This window comes from Arachidicoccus sp. (assembly GCF_050436765.1).
Taxonomy (GTDB): domain Bacteria; phylum Bacteroidota; class Bacteroidia; order Chitinophagales; family Chitinophagaceae; genus Arachidicoccus.
Genome location: NZ_JBNQGD010000175.1, coordinates 1 through 17,286 on the forward strand (window position 1 = coordinate 1; position 17,286 = coordinate 17,286).

At 37.5% G+C, this 17,286-nt stretch carries 14 protein-coding genes; 5 read left to right on the plus strand and 9 right to left on the minus strand.

Annotation, left to right across the window (positions count from 1 at the left end):
* Nucleotides 1-229: 229 nt before the first annotated feature.
* Nucleotides 230-829, minus strand: a complete 600-nt coding sequence (locus tag ACQR30_RS07665) for a nitroreductase family protein (protein ID WP_429733607.1) — start codon at nt 827-829, stop codon at nt 230-232.
* Nucleotides 830-972: 143 nt separating this feature from the next.
* On the opposite strand from ACQR30_RS07665, the gene ACQR30_RS07670 reads away from it, so the two are divergent.
* Nucleotides 973-1,272: a winged helix-turn-helix transcriptional regulator gene (locus ACQR30_RS07670; protein WP_429733610.1), complete on the plus strand. Its 300-nt coding sequence runs from the start codon at nt 973-975 to the stop codon at nt 1,270-1,272.
* A 359-nt stretch (nt 1,273-1,631) separates the two neighbouring features.
* Here the strand turns inward: ACQR30_RS07670 and ACQR30_RS07675 are convergent, their stop codons facing one another.
* The 6 genes from ACQR30_RS07675 to ACQR30_RS07700 form a co-directional block, all read right to left on the minus strand.
* The gene (locus ACQR30_RS07675) at nt 1,632-1,979 is read right to left on the minus strand and encodes a hypothetical protein (protein ID WP_429733613.1); all 348 of its coding nucleotides are present in this window, start codon (nt 1,977-1,979) and stop codon (nt 1,632-1,634) included.
* Between the two features lie 133 nt (nt 1,980-2,112).
* Nucleotides 2,113-2,931, minus strand: a complete 819-nt coding sequence (locus ACQR30_RS07680) for a universal stress protein (protein WP_429733616.1) — start codon at nt 2,929-2,931, stop codon at nt 2,113-2,115.
* A gap of 299 nt (nt 2,932-3,230) precedes the next feature.
* Entirely contained in the window at nt 3,231-4,268 is a 1,038-nt protein-coding gene (locus ACQR30_RS07685) for a zinc-dependent alcohol dehydrogenase family protein (protein WP_429733619.1), read from the minus strand.
* Nucleotides 4,269-4,569: 301 nt separating this feature from the next.
* Nucleotides 4,570-5,940: an oxygen-independent coproporphyrinogen III oxidase gene (gene hemN, locus ACQR30_RS07690; protein ID WP_429733622.1), complete on the minus strand. Its 1,371-nt coding sequence runs from the start codon at nt 5,938-5,940 to the stop codon at nt 4,570-4,572.
* A 261-nt stretch (nt 5,941-6,201) separates the two neighbouring features.
* Nucleotides 6,202-7,347, minus strand: a complete 1,146-nt coding sequence (gene nirK, locus ACQR30_RS07695; RefSeq protein ID WP_429733625.1) for a copper-containing nitrite reductase — start codon at nt 7,345-7,347, stop codon at nt 6,202-6,204.
* A 171-nt stretch (nt 7,348-7,518) separates the two neighbouring features.
* The gene (locus ACQR30_RS07700; RefSeq protein WP_429733627.1) at nt 7,519-8,838 is read right to left on the minus strand and encodes an alginate export family protein; all 1,320 of its coding nucleotides are present in this window, start codon (nt 8,836-8,838) and stop codon (nt 7,519-7,521) included.
* Nucleotides 8,839-9,059: 221 nt separating this feature from the next.
* On the opposite strand from ACQR30_RS07700, the gene ACQR30_RS07705 reads away from it, so the two are divergent.
* Together ACQR30_RS07705 and ACQR30_RS07710 are read left to right on the plus strand one after the other, a co-directional pair.
* On the plus strand, nt 9,060-10,304 hold the full coding sequence (locus ACQR30_RS07705) for an ATP-binding protein (protein ID WP_429733630.1): 1,245 nt from the start codon (nt 9,060-9,062) through the stop codon (nt 10,302-10,304).
* Nucleotides 10,301-11,356, plus strand: coding sequence for a response regulator (locus ACQR30_RS07710; RefSeq protein WP_429733632.1), 1,056 nt, complete (start codon nt 10,301-10,303; stop codon nt 11,354-11,356). Before ACQR30_RS07705 ends, ACQR30_RS07710 begins: the two co-directional genes overlap by 4 nt.
* 48 nt (nt 11,357-11,404) lie before the next feature.
* On the opposite strand, the gene ACQR30_RS07715 is transcribed toward ACQR30_RS07710, so the two are convergent.
* Nucleotides 11,405-12,676 carry a hypothetical protein gene (locus tag ACQR30_RS07715; RefSeq protein ID WP_429733635.1) on the minus strand — a complete coding sequence of 424 codons (1,272 nt, stop codon included), beginning with the start codon at nt 12,674-12,676 and terminating at the stop codon, nt 11,405-11,407.
* A gap of 211 nt (nt 12,677-12,887) precedes the next feature.
* On the opposite strand from ACQR30_RS07715, the gene ACQR30_RS07720 reads away from it, so the two are divergent.
* Nucleotides 12,888-13,391, plus strand: coding sequence for a c-type cytochrome (locus ACQR30_RS07720; protein ID WP_429733638.1), 504 nt, complete (start codon nt 12,888-12,890; stop codon nt 13,389-13,391).
* A 295-nt stretch (nt 13,392-13,686) separates the two neighbouring features.
* Here the strand turns inward: ACQR30_RS07720 and ACQR30_RS07725 are convergent, their stop codons facing one another.
* On the minus strand, nt 13,687-14,970 hold the full coding sequence (locus ACQR30_RS07725; protein WP_429733641.1) for an MgtC/SapB family protein: 1,284 nt from the start codon (nt 14,968-14,970) through the stop codon (nt 13,687-13,689).
* Nucleotides 14,971-15,352: 382 nt separating this feature from the next.
* On the opposite strand from ACQR30_RS07725, the gene nosZ reads away from it, so the two are divergent.
* A partial coding sequence (nosZ, locus tag ACQR30_RS07730) for a Sec-dependent nitrous-oxide reductase (protein WP_429733644.1) occupies nt 15,353-17,286 on the plus strand: 1,934 nt, incomplete at its 3' end.

A 17,286-nucleotide genomic window follows, 5' to 3' on the forward strand; every position in this document is an offset into this window, starting at 1 on the left:
AAGCTAAAGACACGCATTAGAAGGGGCAATATGCACTTCGTGGGACGGATACGTTGTGAAGTCTTTTAAACATGTCGACTTTGTACGCATCTATTCAATCCTTAACCTGCATTAGCGAAATAATGATACTAGATAGTTTCTGAGCAGAAACATTGGAAAGCCTTACCTATAAGGACGCAGGGGCCAATTTTCGGCCCCTGCAATATTATATTTTCATTTGTATTCCGTCCTAAATTGATTTAATTATTTGTTCTAATGGTAGCCTTGATTTTGGGTTAGTGGATGGCTGATTCGCATCTTCGGTGTTTCTGTAACCGATCGCAACGACAAACAATGTTTTGTAATCGTCCAATTGTAGAATTTTGTCGTATTGCTCGCCTTTAATCCCTTCCATTGGCGTACTGTCAATTTCTAAACTTGCACAAGCCGAAAGAAAAAATCCAAGAGAAAGATAAACCTGATGTTGCAACCAAGATTTAATTTCTGTTTCGCTTTTTGGCTTCAGAAACTGGTGATAGTAATTAATTGAACCCTCAGGTAGATTTTCTTGAATTTGCTGTTCAAAAAGTGCAATATTATCAATCGCACTAAACACAATTAAATGACTCGCTTCATTGATTCTTTGTTCATTAAAATAAGATACATTTGCCAATTCCCGTTTTACATTTTCATCGGAAACAAAAATGAATTTCCATGATTGGCTGTTAATTGAGGACGGGCTCAACCGTAAAATCTCCTTTAATTGCTCAATTTTTTCATCGGCAATTTTTTCGTTAGCATTATACCTTTTCGTGGTGTATCTGCTTTTTGCAAGGTCTAAAAAACTCATTTTTTTAAAATTTAATTTATACTATACTTTTTACAGTTGCAAAACTAAGTATAGTATATTATCTTTGCAATAACAGTCAAAATTGATAGTATCCGATGTATTGTATAGACGACAAACAATTCCCTTGTAGCACAAGCCTGACAATGAATTACATAGGTGGAAAATGGAAAGCGGTAATTCTCATTCATTTAGTTGAAAAAAAACGCTACAACGAATTAAGAAAAGAACTTTCAATGGTAACAGAGCGGACAATTAGTCTGCAACTGAAAGAATTGGAAGAAGACGGTTTGATTAAACGAACCGTTTACAGAATCAACACGCCTGTGAAAGTGGAATATGAATTAACCGCATTTGGCCAAACGCTTATTCCTGTGCTTAACATCATTGCCGACTGGGGGAAAGAAACGGCAAAAAAAAATAGGCGAATCAAAGTCGTGAAATGAGTATGATCTGTCAAAGCGTTACGGCCGTACCAGGCGTTCGTTCGCCGGATAACTTTTGTTAAACGCAGCGCTGACCCGTCCCACCGTAAAAGTGATAGTAAGATTTTCGGATTGCTTTTTTTATTCGATTGATTTATTTGCACCAGGCAAGACAACGATAATTTTTACATCTTTTTCGTTGAAGTAGATTCGAGAACCTTTTGCATAATTTATTTTCAATTCACTAATAACGAAGCCTCTTAATTATAATTAGGAAGTAATTTCAGTTGAACTTGTTCTTTACACTGCTGCTGCCGCCGTGAAATATCTATCAATAGCACCTCCTTATCTAAGCAAGCGCAGTCGGTACTTGTTCACTCTCAATTTAAAAGATATTGTTCAAAGGACAATTTTAAAAGCTCAAATTCATCTTTCACTTTTTCTATATCTCGTTTCAGCAAATGGAATTTCTTCTGCATAAGGCTTGTTTCCTGTCGGTGATAATGGTTATAATGACTCATTAAAAGTGTATTGATTTCGTGTCGCAACAATTCCACTATTTGATCTTTTTCTATAAACTTTTGTTGAAAATGCTCGGCCCTTGCCAGATAGGATTTATTTACTTCTTGTTGAACCGCATTGGAAAGACGATTCTTTAATAAAACATTTTCCTGTCTTATCCAATCTAAAATGCTAAGCCCGTTCTTCGCTTCTGTCTTAAACCACATATCACTTATTTTAAAGTTCTAAACTAAACCTAAACCATTAATTGAATGATGCTTAAAATAGTTCCAATGATTGATGAGGGTCATTGTTTTATTCAATAATAATAGAAAAAACATTCTTTCACCACTTCAGCATTTATTTATGTAATACCATTATGGGAATACCGGAATTATGTATTATTTCGTTAGTAATGCTTTTGTGAAAAATATTTTGAGGAAATTCGTGTTTCTTGGGAATAACCATGAGTAAATCAATATGGTGAGTACCTATCAATTCGGTAATGCCCACAGAGACTTCCGGAAACTTTCCGATACTGATTTCCGGGCTGAATCGGGCTAAGCTATCTTTCATAAACTTCGTACCAGAATTTACACAAGCTTCATTGTCTTCGCCCGGTTTACTGATATATAATACTTGCAACGAGGCTTTAAATTTTTCTAATAAATCTTCAATATTGCTTAATGGCAAATACGCCGGCATACTTTTTAAATCGCATGCCAGCCCTACATTTTTAATCGCATTATAAGTGATCTTTGGTGGAACAACAATTAAGGTGCAGTCTACATTGTGTGCCACGCTAAAAATATAGCTCCCAACAAAAAATGCTGCCGTCTCATTAATTTCTTTACTGCCCATAATGACGGCAAATGGATCTGTTGTTTTAAGGAGGGCTTGCATAGCTTCCAAGAAATTACCTGTAGTAATATAGGAGATGATGGGAATCCGATCTCTCACGTAAAATTCCAATTGATCTTTTAGTTGCTTCATACTTTTTTCGACCGCTTCTGTCTCATAACGGTCAAATGGTTGGGGCGTTTCCGAAATACCTAATGGAAGCGTAAATACATGCATCAAGATAATGGCAGAATTGGTTTCGACTGCCATATCTGCCGCATAATAAGCTGCGTTGATGGAGACTTCGGAGAAATTAATTGGAACAATAATCGTTTTCATTATTTATGACTTGTAAATATTATAGAAATAAACCTATTTTATTAACCAATAGGCGGTCTCGAGAAAAATTAGAATCCCACAGGAGCTTCCAGCATCAACCCCTTAAACTTACCGCCTGAGTGCCTATCTGCAATAAGGAGATAACGGCATAATTGATTCAGGTAAGCAATTTTCAACATCATATTATTATTAGTAAGGAGCAGCCTGCTGAGCGTTCCATCAGACCGGAAATAAATACATTTTTCTCTTTTTTATTCTTTGTTCTTAATGACAAATTGTTGCTTTAAGGATATGCACCCCTAGTTTTCTAGTATTACTTTTAGTGCATGTTCTTTGGCAGCATTCCCAAAGATTTCGTAGGCCTCAAGTATTTGGTTTAATTTGAAATGATGGGTAATTAGTTTCGTCGCATTGAGTTTCTTTGATTGAACATTTTTAAAAAGCATTGGAGTCGTCACGGTATCTACAAGCCTGGTCGTAAGGGTGATATTCTGTGCCCATAAAGCCTCCATATGCAACTCAACTGCTTTACCGTGAACACCGATATTTGCCAAATGTGCGCCGGGAGCTAAGATGGAAGCACATATGTCAAACGTCGCAGGAATGCCAACAGCCTCGATGGCAACATCTATCCCTCTTTGTCCGGTCAATTCAAACACTTTTTTTACGGCATCTTCTTCTAGGCTATTAATAACATGCGTCGCCCCAAATGTCTTGGCTACCTCCAGACGATTAGCATCCGTGTCCACAACTATCAGCGTTGCTGGGGTATAAAATTGCGCGGTTAATAAGGCAGCTAACCCTACCGGCCCGGCGCCCACAATCGCCACGTCGTCACCAGGTTTTACCTGTCCGTTTAAAACACCACATTCAAAACCGGTAGGCAAAATGTCACTTAACATTACGAGTGCCTCCTCGTCGGAACCTGCGGGAATTGGGTAGACGCTATTGTCGGCATATGGAATTCTTACATATTCTGCCTGAGTGCCGTCGATCGTATTGCCCAGTATCCAGCCGCCATTGTCACAATGCGAATACATACCCTTTTTGCAGTTGGCGCATTTTCCACAAGAAGTAATGCAGGAAATGATCACGTGGTCGCCTTTTTTAAAATTAGAGACGGCATTACCAATTTCCTCAATAATGCCTACACCTTCATGACCTAATATTCTGCCATCTGTAACAGTGGCCACATCGCCTTTCATAATATGAAGGTCCGTCCCACATATGGTCGTTTTCGAGATTCTTAAAATCGCATCAGTAGCCTCTTTAATAACCGGCTTAGCAACTTCTTCCCAAGATTTTTGATTGGCACTGTGATAAATTAAAGCTTTCATAACGGATATTTTATAGTGGTAAATATTGTCGATACGACTATCAGCAATTTGATAAAGTAAAGTTCAGATGAAATAAAGGGTCGGCCTATGCAGCGGATCAGGAAGGGGGTTATTTCTAATCACTATAAAAGATGACCAATATCAGATTCCGGCAGATCTTTCAGTACGCATAAACGAAATAAACAGCCCAAAGCAATAAGGACCGATCGAAGTGATATCCCTCTTTTAAGGTGTACATGCATTAATAGTTGGGTGATATATTCCAAAGCAGGCAGGCTATCTCAGTGGCAAAACATCAACTTTAGATAGCTTTACTATATGTGGGTTTTGCATTTTGTATCCTACCTACCTTCAATAAATGAAGGTCAAATGCCTTGCATATATTTCTAATAAAATTTCGCCCTAATGCTGTAACCACCAAGCCGTTTCGATCGAACTCAATTAATTTATCCGCTGCTAACTTCTTTAATTCCGGAAAACTATATTTCTCCAAAATGGGTAGGTGCTGCCTTTCAAATGTCGTCGTTGCCTTACAGGCGATGTTTAAAATATATTCTCTGAATGCCTGATCTTGTTGGTCTAAAAAATATCCTTTGGTAAGCGCTAGTTCCTTCTTATCTATATATCTATAATAATCTTGAAGTGTTTTATGATTTTGTGCAAATCCTATTCCAATATCACTTATACTGGAGGTACCGAGTCCTAATAATATGCTTGTCGTCTGCGTGGTGTAACCCATGAAATTTCGGTGTAACCATCCTTCATTCCAGGCTTTATAAAGACTATCTGTCTTTAAAGAAAAGTGATCCATGCCGATATCGGTATATTCATTTTTTGCAAATAAAATTTTACCTGTCTGATACAGTTTCATTTTTTCATCAGCTGAAGGCAAATCATTCTCATCAAATAAGCGTTGGCCTCTACTCATCCAAGGAACGTGTGCATAGCTATAAAATGCAACCCGGTCCGGTTTTAAACTGATGGATTGCAAAATTGTCTTTTGAATACTCCCTTCTGTTTGCAGGGGCAATCCATAAATCAAATCAAAATTTACAGAATCATAACCAACTGATCTGGCATTTTCTACGGCAAGTTTTACGTTTTCAAATGGTTGAATTCTATTGATAATGCGCTGCACCTGTGGATCATGGTCTTGCACACCATAACTTACGCGTCGAAATCCCAAATTATACAAGGTTTGCAAATGCTTTTTTGTGGTATTATTTGGATGGCCTTCAAAACCAAATTCATGCGCTGAGTGAATATGCGCATCTTTAAAAATTCTGTTTAACAGCATTTCTAAATTTTCCGATGAAAAAAATGTAGGAGTTCCACCACCCAAATGTAATTCTCTGATCACAGGCTTTTCATCCATAAGTGTTACATACATTTCCCATTCCCTAATAATTGCCTCAATATACCTTGCTTCTACACTATGGTTGGTCGTTATCTTCTTATTGCATCCACAATAAGTGCATAGAGATTCACAAAAGGGCAAATGAATATATAGACTGATTCCTGTGCTCTTATTATTTTGTATGAACTGTTGCTGAAATAATTTTGTCCATTCTGAGATATCGATACTATCCTTCCAAAATGGAACGGTAGGATAGCTTGTGTACCTAGGAACAGGAACATCGTATTTCTTTAAAAGATTAAAATCTATTTGCATCTGAAATTAATTTCGCACAAAGTTATCCTTACCTATAAAATAAAATATGAGCCTCGTCAGTTCCGATATTTATTTGGATGCTATTTTTTATCTTTTAAAAAATATTATTTACACCCAATGCCGTGCATGGGGCTGCTGCTGAATTGTATCTAATTTTTTGGAAGTAGATCTATCGATTATTCCATTAATTATAGGAAGTATCTAAGCCAAAAAAGATACCCGACTTGAGTATCTTTTTCAGCTTAAACAATTAATGGATCATTATTTTATTGGACCTGCTTTCTCGATTTGTTTCATATAAGTACTATCCCATTTCCCCTCAACTTTCACTTGGGCAATAGCGCCATAATTGAACGCTTCTATCAAGTTATGATTTAGGAGAGCATAAGTTCCTGGTTCTCTAAACCTATACAAAACTGCTGCCGCGGAACCACCCGGAACAGCCCAAGTTTCAAAATCCGTATAAGGTTTATTATCAAATTTCCCACCTGGCCAAAAAAGATCTGCATGGCCGCCAATTAAGTGGAAACGTCCGTCACGATTGGCTTCTGAGGTTATGAATAAAACCTTATCTCCCACTTTTGCTGTCATTGCGTTTTTGCCCAACAAAGCGCCTTCGTGACCATTAAATACAATATTGGTTGGCATTAATGTTTTAACAGATTCAGCCATCTCCTGCATGCTTTGCTGAGGCGTAGCTATATTTTTAATTTTCCCGTCTTTGTCTTTTGGAAGATAATAGTCTTGTTCAGCGATAAAATAGGCCTTATCAAATGTCACGGGATTACCATTTTCATCTTTTAGACCTTCACGTGGCAAAACCATGATGGCGCCATTCATTCCGGAGCTAACATGTATAGGCACCATTTTACCTCCTGGAGCACAATGGTAAACAAATACCCCTGCACGTGTTGCCCTAAATCTAAATGTTACTTGTTGCCCAGGATTTACAAGAGTAAGGTCTCCGCCGCCCATCGCTCCGGTAGAAGCGTGTAAATCTATGTTATGCGTTTGCGTATTAGTAGATGGGTTCTTCAAAGTTAATTCAACAAAATCACCTTGGTGCACCACTATCATCGGGCCCGGGACAGTACCGTTAAAAGTCATTGCCCAAATAGAATCACCCGGAGCCACTTCCATTTTCTTTTCCATCGCAGTAAGCGTCACTTGCACGATTTTGGGACCGTCTTTATCTACTTGGTCGAATTTTGGCAACATCGGCGGGGCAACCATTTCCTGTGTGACACGAGGTAGGTTATCGCCATTGCCGTCAACAGTTCTATCGACTACAGAGGTATTGTTGGAATTCTTACAGGCGGAGAAAAAGATCACAAACGACAATACAAGTAAAGATTTTAATCTATTCATGAGTATTTGTTGTGATACTGGAAATTTTAGTTTTTTCATTTTACTAGTCTTTTGTGGTTTATATCTGGAAAATTAATCTTTATCGCTTTTAAAATATAGGGCAAATGTCTATCTGGAAAGGCTATCGAAAGGTAATATAACTCAAGAGATAATATGATTAAAATCATATCTTGAAAAATTTTCATTCTACAGCTCCCTAACAAATATAAATTATTTTGACTTATAAATTAATATATCAGGGTTAATGTTGAGGGATAACCAAATCCAATTTTGCAGGGATTTCATATTTTGATTTGCAGCAATATTTTTGATATATTTCATGGATGGGCTGGTCAACATTTGCGAATAGCCACCACTTAATTTTACATCTTTTGTCACCTTAAAATTGACGGTGACATCCACTTCATTACCCAAAGCCGATTTTGCTTTTCCTCCTGAATAGTTGATGACTTGAGATGCAGCTTCAAAATGGTGTAAGGCAACTTGCCAGTTTAGTTTTTCCGAATTATTTAAATTAAGGTTTAAATAAGAATCCCAAAGACCTACATTGTTGTGGGCACTAGCAACAAAGAAGTAATCCATTGCGCCATAGAATTTATGGCCCGTTCCATAAAGAGGATTAAAATAAGTAATCTTTGATGAAGTAGCATTCATATCCCGGCCGCTTAAATAGTCACTACCAACGGAGAATCCTGTATTTCTGTTTACATCATACACCGCCTTTACCGAGGCCATCCACGCATTTGTTTTTATGGAAGGCGCATTTTGCAGAGGTGTTCTTCCCGTTTGAAAATAATAGGTTCCCATGATGCTCCATCTATTTTTGTTATAGTAGAGGTTGCTACCAATGGTTTGCAAATTGGCAATTGAGGAATCTATATTGTTTTGCGTCGCCAGGTTTAAAGCAATAGCCGAAACGGATAAAGAGGAACTAAATGCATATTTCATCCATAGAAATTCCATGGCCTTATATGGCTGACTGAATGTCTTGTCAAAGTATGTACTAGTTATTTTTTCTGCATTTTGATTGAAAGCAAAAGCCGTATTGGCCGTAAACTTCTTTTTGGAGAAAGTAAGCAACACTGCGTCGTGCTTGCGCCCCGCACTATTCCAATCAAGAGCGCCTAAGATCCTTTCGTCATCGTAAGAAAATACCTGACGACCAACTTTAAAGCTCCATTTGGAATTAAAATATAGTTGCGCCCAAGCTTCATACAACGAAATGTCATTGGCTGTCGTTTGCACTTGTGGATCATTTCCCCATACACTCACTATTTGTGTGCTAATGCCGATTTTTAAGTATGGGCTTTTTAAATAAGTTAAACCGATGCGGCTTCTTTGTACAGCAAAGGCGGCCGGTTTTTGTCCTTCTAAGATAGGTGTAAAAACGCCATTTCTATATTCGGCTCTTGGTCTTAACTGAATGTTTAACCGTACTTCTTCAGTGTCATTTTGGGCAAAAATGGCAGTAGACGAAAATAGAATCAACGAGAAAAACAAGGAAACGACTAAAGCTCTTTTATTGTTCATTTTTGTTTTCATGTGATATTTGATTTGAAGAAGCCACAAAATTCGTATAGACATTCTAACCAGAAGTTATTACCTGTCAGCACTCAATATGACCTTAATCATATTCACTTTAAAGAACTTAAAATATCATTGTACCCTTAAGTGACTATAATTACTTCAGGTAAAAAATGGATTTTCATTTTTTTAAAAGAACTTTGTATTTCCTCGGTAAAAAGAAGCTAATGCATAATAAACTACTTAATAGTGAACAGGAAAAATTCAAGGCGGTATTTCAAAATGCTTCTTTGGGCATATTGGTCATCAATCAGTCGGGTATTATTACACTTGCAAATGATTTTCTGCTCAAACAATTTGGCTATTTGAAAGCGGAAGAATTGATTGGCCAGAAGATGGAACTGCTTATCCCTCAAAGGTATCATCATCAGCATGTTGTCGACCGGGCCCATTATATGGAGCATCCCGTAACACGGCCTATGGGGACGGGGAGAGATCTGTATGGTGTAAGAAAAGATGGCACAGAAATGCCGCTGGAGATTAGCTTAAGCAGTTATACAAATAATGACGGAAGCTTTTCTGTGGCGTTTATCAGTGATATTTCTATGAGAATAGAGGCAGAAAATAAATTGCGGGAACAAAGACTTGAACTTGCTGCTATCAATAAAAGAATGGAAGCTTTAAATGAAGAGTTAGAAAGAAAAGTGGAACTAAGGACGGCCAAACTGCAAGATGCCTTACAGAAATTAGAAATCTCTAAAGAGGAACTTTCCATTGCATTGAGCAAAGAGAAAGAGTTGGGAGATTTAAAAAGCTCCTTTGTCTCTATGGCATCACATGAGTTCAAAACACCGTTGAGCACCATACTTTCCTCCGCTTCTCTATTAGGTAAATATATTTTAACTGAAGAACAATTTAAAAGAGATAAACATGTGCAGCGCATTAAATCGTCTGTAATGAACCTTAATAATATATTGAATGAATTTCTTTCTTTGGGCAAAATTGAAGATGGGAAAATAACCATGTGCGCGTCGCTTTTCGCGATTGAACCTTTTATCTTAAAGGAGATCAGCGACATATCGGAGATTTTAAAAGCCGGTCAGGCTGTGCACTATATGCACACAGGCAAAGAAGAAGCATTATTAGATGAAGTTTTGTTTAGAAATATTTTAATCAATTTGATCTCAAATGCAGCCAAATTCTCAGCAGTAAATAAAAGCATCTTTATCAGCACCCACCTGACTGGACAACAGTTGGAATTTGTCATAAAGGACAATGGAATGGGCATTTCTCAAAAAGATCAAAAGCATTTATTTGAGATATTTTTCCGGGCCACTAATGCCACGAATATTCCGGGAACCGGATTAGGGTTACATATTGTATCCAAATATGTAGAAATGATGAACGGAAAAATCGAAATTAAAAGTGAATTGGAAAAGGGAACCGAAATAAAAATAATCTTTGCACAATGACAAAAATATTATTGGTAGAAGACAACGATGAAATCCGGGAAAATACGCGCGAGATCTTAGAATTAGCCGATTATCAGATTATAACAGCCGAGAATGGGAAAGAAGGATATAGTATGGCTTTAAAAGAAATGCCCGATCTCATCATTTGTGATATCATGATGCCGGTATTAGATGGCTATGGATTGCTACACCTCATCAATAAGAATGAAACGTTGAAAAGCATTCCATTTATTTTTCTCACCGCCAAAACGGAGCGAATTGATTTTAGAAAAGGTATGGAAATGGGCGCGGATGACTATATTACAAAGCCTTTTACTGATATTGAATTAATGAACGCCATTGAAAGTAGATTGAAGAAAATGAAAATCATACAAGAGCGTGTCAACGCGGCACAAACGCTCAATGATTTTTATGATGAAATAAAAAATGAGGATGCCTTAGATCAACTTACAAAATCGACAACGGTTAATTACTATAAAAAGAAACAACGCATTTATGCAGAAGGGAGTTATCCGCATGGGTTATTTTATTTGATTTCAGGCAAAATAAGAACTTATAAGTCCAACGATAATGGTAAGGAATTAACTGTAAACCTCTATACAGCCGGCGATTTTTTCGGCTACAATGCCCTATTGGAAAACACTGCATATAAAGAAAATGCAGAAACTTTGGAGAAGAGTGAAGTGAGTGTTATCAGTCGTGAAGACTTCTCTATATTGGTAAATAATAACAAAGATGTAGCTAAAAAGTTTATAAAATTGCTGGCTAAGAATACGACCGATAAAGAAGAACAATTACTTAATATAGCATACAATTCACTCCACAAAAGAGTAGCGGATGCGATCATTACCTTATTCAATAAATATAAGCAAGAGGGGCATCCATATTTTATCATTCATATATCTAGAGAGGATTTAGCAAATATTGCCGGCACGACCACCGAATCGCTTATAAGAACACTAACCGATTTTAAAAATGAAAAGCTAATTGATGCGGGAGCCGGTTATGTAAAAATATTGAATGAAGAAAAACTAAGATCGCTCATTAATTGACGACTTAGACGCAATTATTTTTAACCCAGTTTATTATTAGGCAGATCGCTATTTTACAGTAGTTAATGATAATTCTTCTTCATGTTGTTGTGTTCTCATAATACCGGTCGTAATCCATATGAGTCCGCCAGCCATTAGAACGGCACAGTAAAATAAAATAATATTTGCACTTTTTATGGGCTGGACATTCATCGCTTCCAGCCCCTGTAACATCAACACGACCTCCTGAACTATAAACCCGATTACAAAAATAATGGCGCCTACGCCACTAACATGTCCACGAAAACGATGAATAAATTCGTTGATATAACCTAGTATAAACAAACTTATAATTCCTACAAAAGAAAGGTGCAGATAACCGATCACAATCGGGCGGAAACCAAAAGCATAATGACTTAAGTAAGGAATCGTCGAAAGCATTTGAAGGGTTATTTTAAGAAAGAAGGATATAGAAGAAAGTCGCCACAACCATTTTGTAGACCAACTGAATTGTATGTTTTTACTCCTTTGAACCAAGAAAAGGATTTTAATAAAATAATACAAAACGAAAAGTTGTAAAACGCCGGAAATATCAGCAATCCAAACAAGTGCCAAAGGCAATCTTAGCCATAAAATGGATAAGAAATATGTCGGCACAACGGTAACGGCCATTATAATAAACAACCATTTACTCAAAGAACTAATATGGTCAACGCCCAACCGATGCATGTAAGAAAAAAATATCCCAAAGCATGCAAATAAAAACCAACCATTATACTGAAAGTGCATAAAAAAATAAACGGCCGAGAAGTATAAATCCTGAATCATAATATGATGGGCCATCAAATAGGCGAGCATAAAAGCCCCTAAAGACGAAAATGCCCAAAGTACAAGTGTCGCCTTTAACCACAGTATAGAGAAGCCCGTATTTCTAATTTTATTTAAATCTCTCCAGTAAAAAAAGATAAAAAAATAAGATATAAATATGGTAGCCGTCGAAAATAAGATAGACCAGAAAGCATAACCTTCTATAATAAAGGAAACAAACATAGCATAAGACACCAGGAGTTCTGCCGTTAGTATCCAATTATATTTTTTATAATTAGTTGGCAGGTTGTTTCTTATCAGATAGCGAACCATCAAGATCATCAGAGCCATCGCTATCCACCCTACAAAAGCGAAGTGCGAATGACCATGCATTAAATTTTGTTGATTTATTTCCGGTAAAGAAAAATTAATCTTGTAGCGCATAGTGACACCGGCTAATGCTACAACACAAAAATTGATTAAAGCAATTTGAACCCATTGCTTAGTTTTAAATAAATTTAAATTATTTTCCATGGCCTAGGGTATTCAACAATTTTTACAATGCCTGAAATTATTAAAATCATTTGACTTTAACGATCTTTTTTGGACACAAATTAAATTATTTCAGGTCATTATAAACTTGACTCAGATCATCGATAATTTTTTCCATTTATGATTTTGATCATAAAAATTAGTATATTAGTGATGTAATATTGCATTATAAAATCTAAAATTAGTAACCGTTATGAAAAAAGTAATCATTTCATTTTCGTTGGCTTTCGCAATAGCTTTTTTTGTTATTTCTTGTGGGAATAGTAACGAAACAAGTCAAGCCGCAAGCTCTGATGCCCCAGCCGCTACAGCTAGTACAGGCACCGATACTACAGCAGCAAACCCATCTTATGATCCCAAACGTGGCGAGGGAAAATTCCATGATGTAAAATTGGCAGATAAATTAGACGCAGATATGGCCGCAAAAGGACAGAAAGTTTATGAACTTAAGTGCTCATCTTGTCACAAACTTACCAGCGAAAAATTAGTAGGTCCGGGTTGGTATGGTATCACCAAAAGACACGAACCTGAATGGATAATGAACTTTGTTACCAATACAGATGAAATGCTCAACAAAGATCCTAAGGCACAAGCTATGCTTGAAATTTGTATGGTGCGTATGCCCAACCAAAATTTAACTGATGCTGATGCAAGAAACGTACTTGAATTTATGCGCAAAAATGATGGTGTGAAGTAACTTGCTTTAGCAATATTACCTTTCTTTTTTGATAGAGATAAAGAAATGGCCGCTATAGACGCGGCCATTCTTTTGTTATATGGGGATTAAATTCGCTTAAATTATTTTTACGCTCAATAATAGGTGGCTCCAATGAAGGCCAGTCACTAAAACACTTTCCCTAGCCGTACTTCCAACCATAGCAAGAAAACAGTAAAAGTGTCATAAGTCTGTTCTCAGTTTGCCTGAAATAACTCCTTTGCTCTTTTCAATGATTTCCTAATAATAGGCTGTATACTTTTGATCCGGTATATGCTTACAAATGCAAAACAAAAGACAAAAGCAGACCCATCACAATCAAAATGCCAAAACCAATGGCCAAGGGCCGGCGTATAGACTTATCGGAAAGCGTAATGCCATAAATCATTTTTAATAAGTTGTTACTTGTAATCGCATTCAAAATCGCCGTTACAATAACGGTATTTTCAATATCCCATTTGCTTTGGAGCAGGTTAATTAGGAAAGGGCCAATATCGGTCATCCCAACGATAAATGAAAGTAGATTGATACCGTCTACGCCATAATTTCTTATTACAAAGCCGGTGAGAAAGGCAAAGAAAATGAAAAGAACGCCGAATAGTAAGGCCGTTTTAAACTCCAATGGATTGTTATGTGATTGAAAAGCCTTCGCGCGGGTAATAATGCTTTTATTTGTATAGAATTTACAAAAATAGATTGCTATTACAGCGGATACCATGATAGATATTGCAAATGATGGAGCTAGCATCCAGGCAATTGTTTTATTAAAGAACAAGGCCAACAAGAACAACCTCACATACATCATACTGGTCGCAAGAATAATGGCAGCCACAGTTTTATGCTCCTCTTGCAGATCTTTGCTCTTTCTAACCAGAATAATGGTGGTAGCAGTGCTACTATAGAGTCCACCCAAGATACCGGTAAGGATAACACCGGAATTAGGAAAAACAAATTTCTTGAGCAGATAGCTGCAATAAGAAATACCCGATACGGCTACGATCGCCAGCCAGAATTTATATGGAGAAAAATTTAACGTTGGGGCGAGTATGTTTTTGTCGGGAAGTAAAGGAAGGATGACTCCTGCTAAAAGCAGAAATTTTGCCAACGTAATAAATTCCTCTTTATCAAATCTCTTCGAGAACTGAAAAAGCACCTCTTTGGATTCCGTCATTACTAATACAATAACCACAATCAATAGTACCAACCAAATTGGCTGTGTGTAGATCAGCGGGGTGAGGCAATAGGTGATAAGTGCAGTAAGAATAGAAGTAATGCCAAATTGCCTTTGAACGACAATTTTTTGGTAATAACAAATACCCAACAAAACAATAAGCGCCAATCCACCAAACATAAAAAGTATCATTGTTTGTGGCACAATGATGTAAAAGACAAATCCGAGAATGCCGATCAACATAAATGTCCTATCGGTACCGAAGCGGCTTTCTAACTCCTGTTTGATATAATAACGACGCTGTTCTAGTCCAATGAGTAAGGAAAAGACCGCTACCAGCAAGAAATTAATCATTGTCGAAGGGACGATATCTATGATTTGATTTCGCATAAATTTTAATACTTAAAGCACAGCTATGTTTTCATTTCCCAAAGCATTAAATAATATATGGAGTCTTCGCTATGCCGTTAATATAGTAAAAATAAATGCAGAAATAGATATCGGCAATGATCACCATCACCGTCATTTATGACAGCCATCATCCGGATGGGTATAAGAGAAATAGGCGATAAAGAATTAAGTCGGGTCAACCAGGTATGTCGAATAAAATGCCGTCCATATGATATATATCATATAATATTTTTGTCTTACTGACGAAACTCATAAACTACGATGGTTTGCTACGGTAATATTGCAGAATAAGATTTGATGATCTATAGTTTATACCAAAATGATTATTTTCTAAAAATTTCTTTTTAAAACATTACATCGTATGAAAAAGAATTTATTTCCTGTCCTGTCACTTTCAGCAGTCCTCGCCCTCAGCATTTTAGGATGCAAACCCAAGAACACCTCCGACGCTATTAGTGGCGACGCGGCTCAAAAGGTCTACGTAGCTCCCGGCAAATATGACGAGTTTTACAACTTTGTATCGGGTGGCTTCAATGGACAAATGGCCGTATATGGCTTGCCTTCCGGGCGACTCTTAAAGATAGTGCCCATCTTTAGCGTATTCCCAGAAAACGGTTACGGATACAGTGAGGAAACAAAACCCATGCTCAACACCTCTCATGGATTTATTCCCTGGGACGATCAGCATCACCTGGAACTTTCCCAAACCAATGGAGAGATTGATGGCCGTTGGATATTCGCCAATGCCAACAACACACCACGTGTAGCGCGGGTAGACTTAACGACTTTTAAAACTGCAGAAATACTTGAACTCCCCAATAGTGCAGGCAATCACTCCTCTCCTTTTATAACAGAGAATACAGAATATGTGGTAGCGGGTACACGTTTCAGTGTCCCAATGGACAATCAGAGCGGAGATGTACCGATTAATACTTATCGTAAAAACTTCAAAGCCTCCATCAGTTTCATTAGTATAAACAAAGATTCAGGTACCATGAAGCTTGCTTTCCAGTTAAGACTGCCCCCCGTTGACTTTGATTTAAGCCACGGGGGCAAAGGACCTTCGCATGATTGGTTTTTCTTTTCATGCTACAATACGGAACAGGCAAATACACTGCTAGAAGTAAACGCGTCACAAAGAGACAAAGACTTTATACTTGCTGTCAACTGGAAAAAATTAGAAGCCTATGCGCGTTCAGGAAAAGGCAAAACAGAAGCCGTGAACTATGCGCACAATGTGTATAATGAAAGCACGCACACAGCCACTTCCACTATGGAAAAACAGGTAACGGTAATCGACGTTAAGGACTTAAAAGATATTTGTTATCTCATCCCTTGTCCCAAATCGCCTCATGGTTGCGATGTAGATCCGACCGGAGAGTATATCGTCGGAAGTGGAAAGTTAGCAGCGTTGATACCCGTATTTAGCTTTGAAAAAATTAAGAAAGCTATCGCAGATAAAAATTTTATAGGCGACTATGAAGGTATCCCGGTAATAAAATATGAAGCAGCCTTATATGGTGAAGTAAAAAAACCCGGGCTCGGGCCACTACACACAGAGTTTGATGGCAGAGGCAATGCTATTACAACAATGTTTGTTTCCTCAGAAATTGTAAAATGGAATATCAAAGACTTAAAAATAATTGACAGAGAACCTACTTATTATTCTCCCGGTCACCTCTGTATTCCAGGTGGAGACACTAGAAAGCCCAATGGCAAATATGTAATTGTCTACAACAAAATCACGAAGGACAGGTATCTGCCTACGGGACCCGAGCTAGCGCAGGCTGCGCAGCTTTTTGACATCACCGGCGATAAAATGAAATTATTACTTGATTTCCCAACTGTGGGAGAACCCCATTACGGTCAAGCGGTAGCAGCTTCTCTCATTAAGGATAAATCCGTCAAATTCTTTAAGTTAGAAGATAACAAAAATCCTTACGTAACGATGGGAGAAAAAAATGCAAAAGTTATCCGCAACGGAAAAAGAGTGGATGTGTATATTACCGAGATACGTTCTCATTTTGTTCCTGATAATATTGAAGGAATTAAAATGGGTGATCAAGTATATTGGCATCTCACTAATCTAGAGCAAGATTGGGATGTACCTCATGGGTTTGCCATAAAAGGTGCAGCCAACACAGCGGAGTTATTGGTCATGCCGGGCGAAACACAAACCCTCTACTGGACACCAGAAAAACCCGGTATGTATCCTTTTTATTGCACAGACTTCTGTAGTGCACTTCACCAGGAAATGCAGGGTTATGTAAGAGTCTCACCAGCGAATAGCGCGGT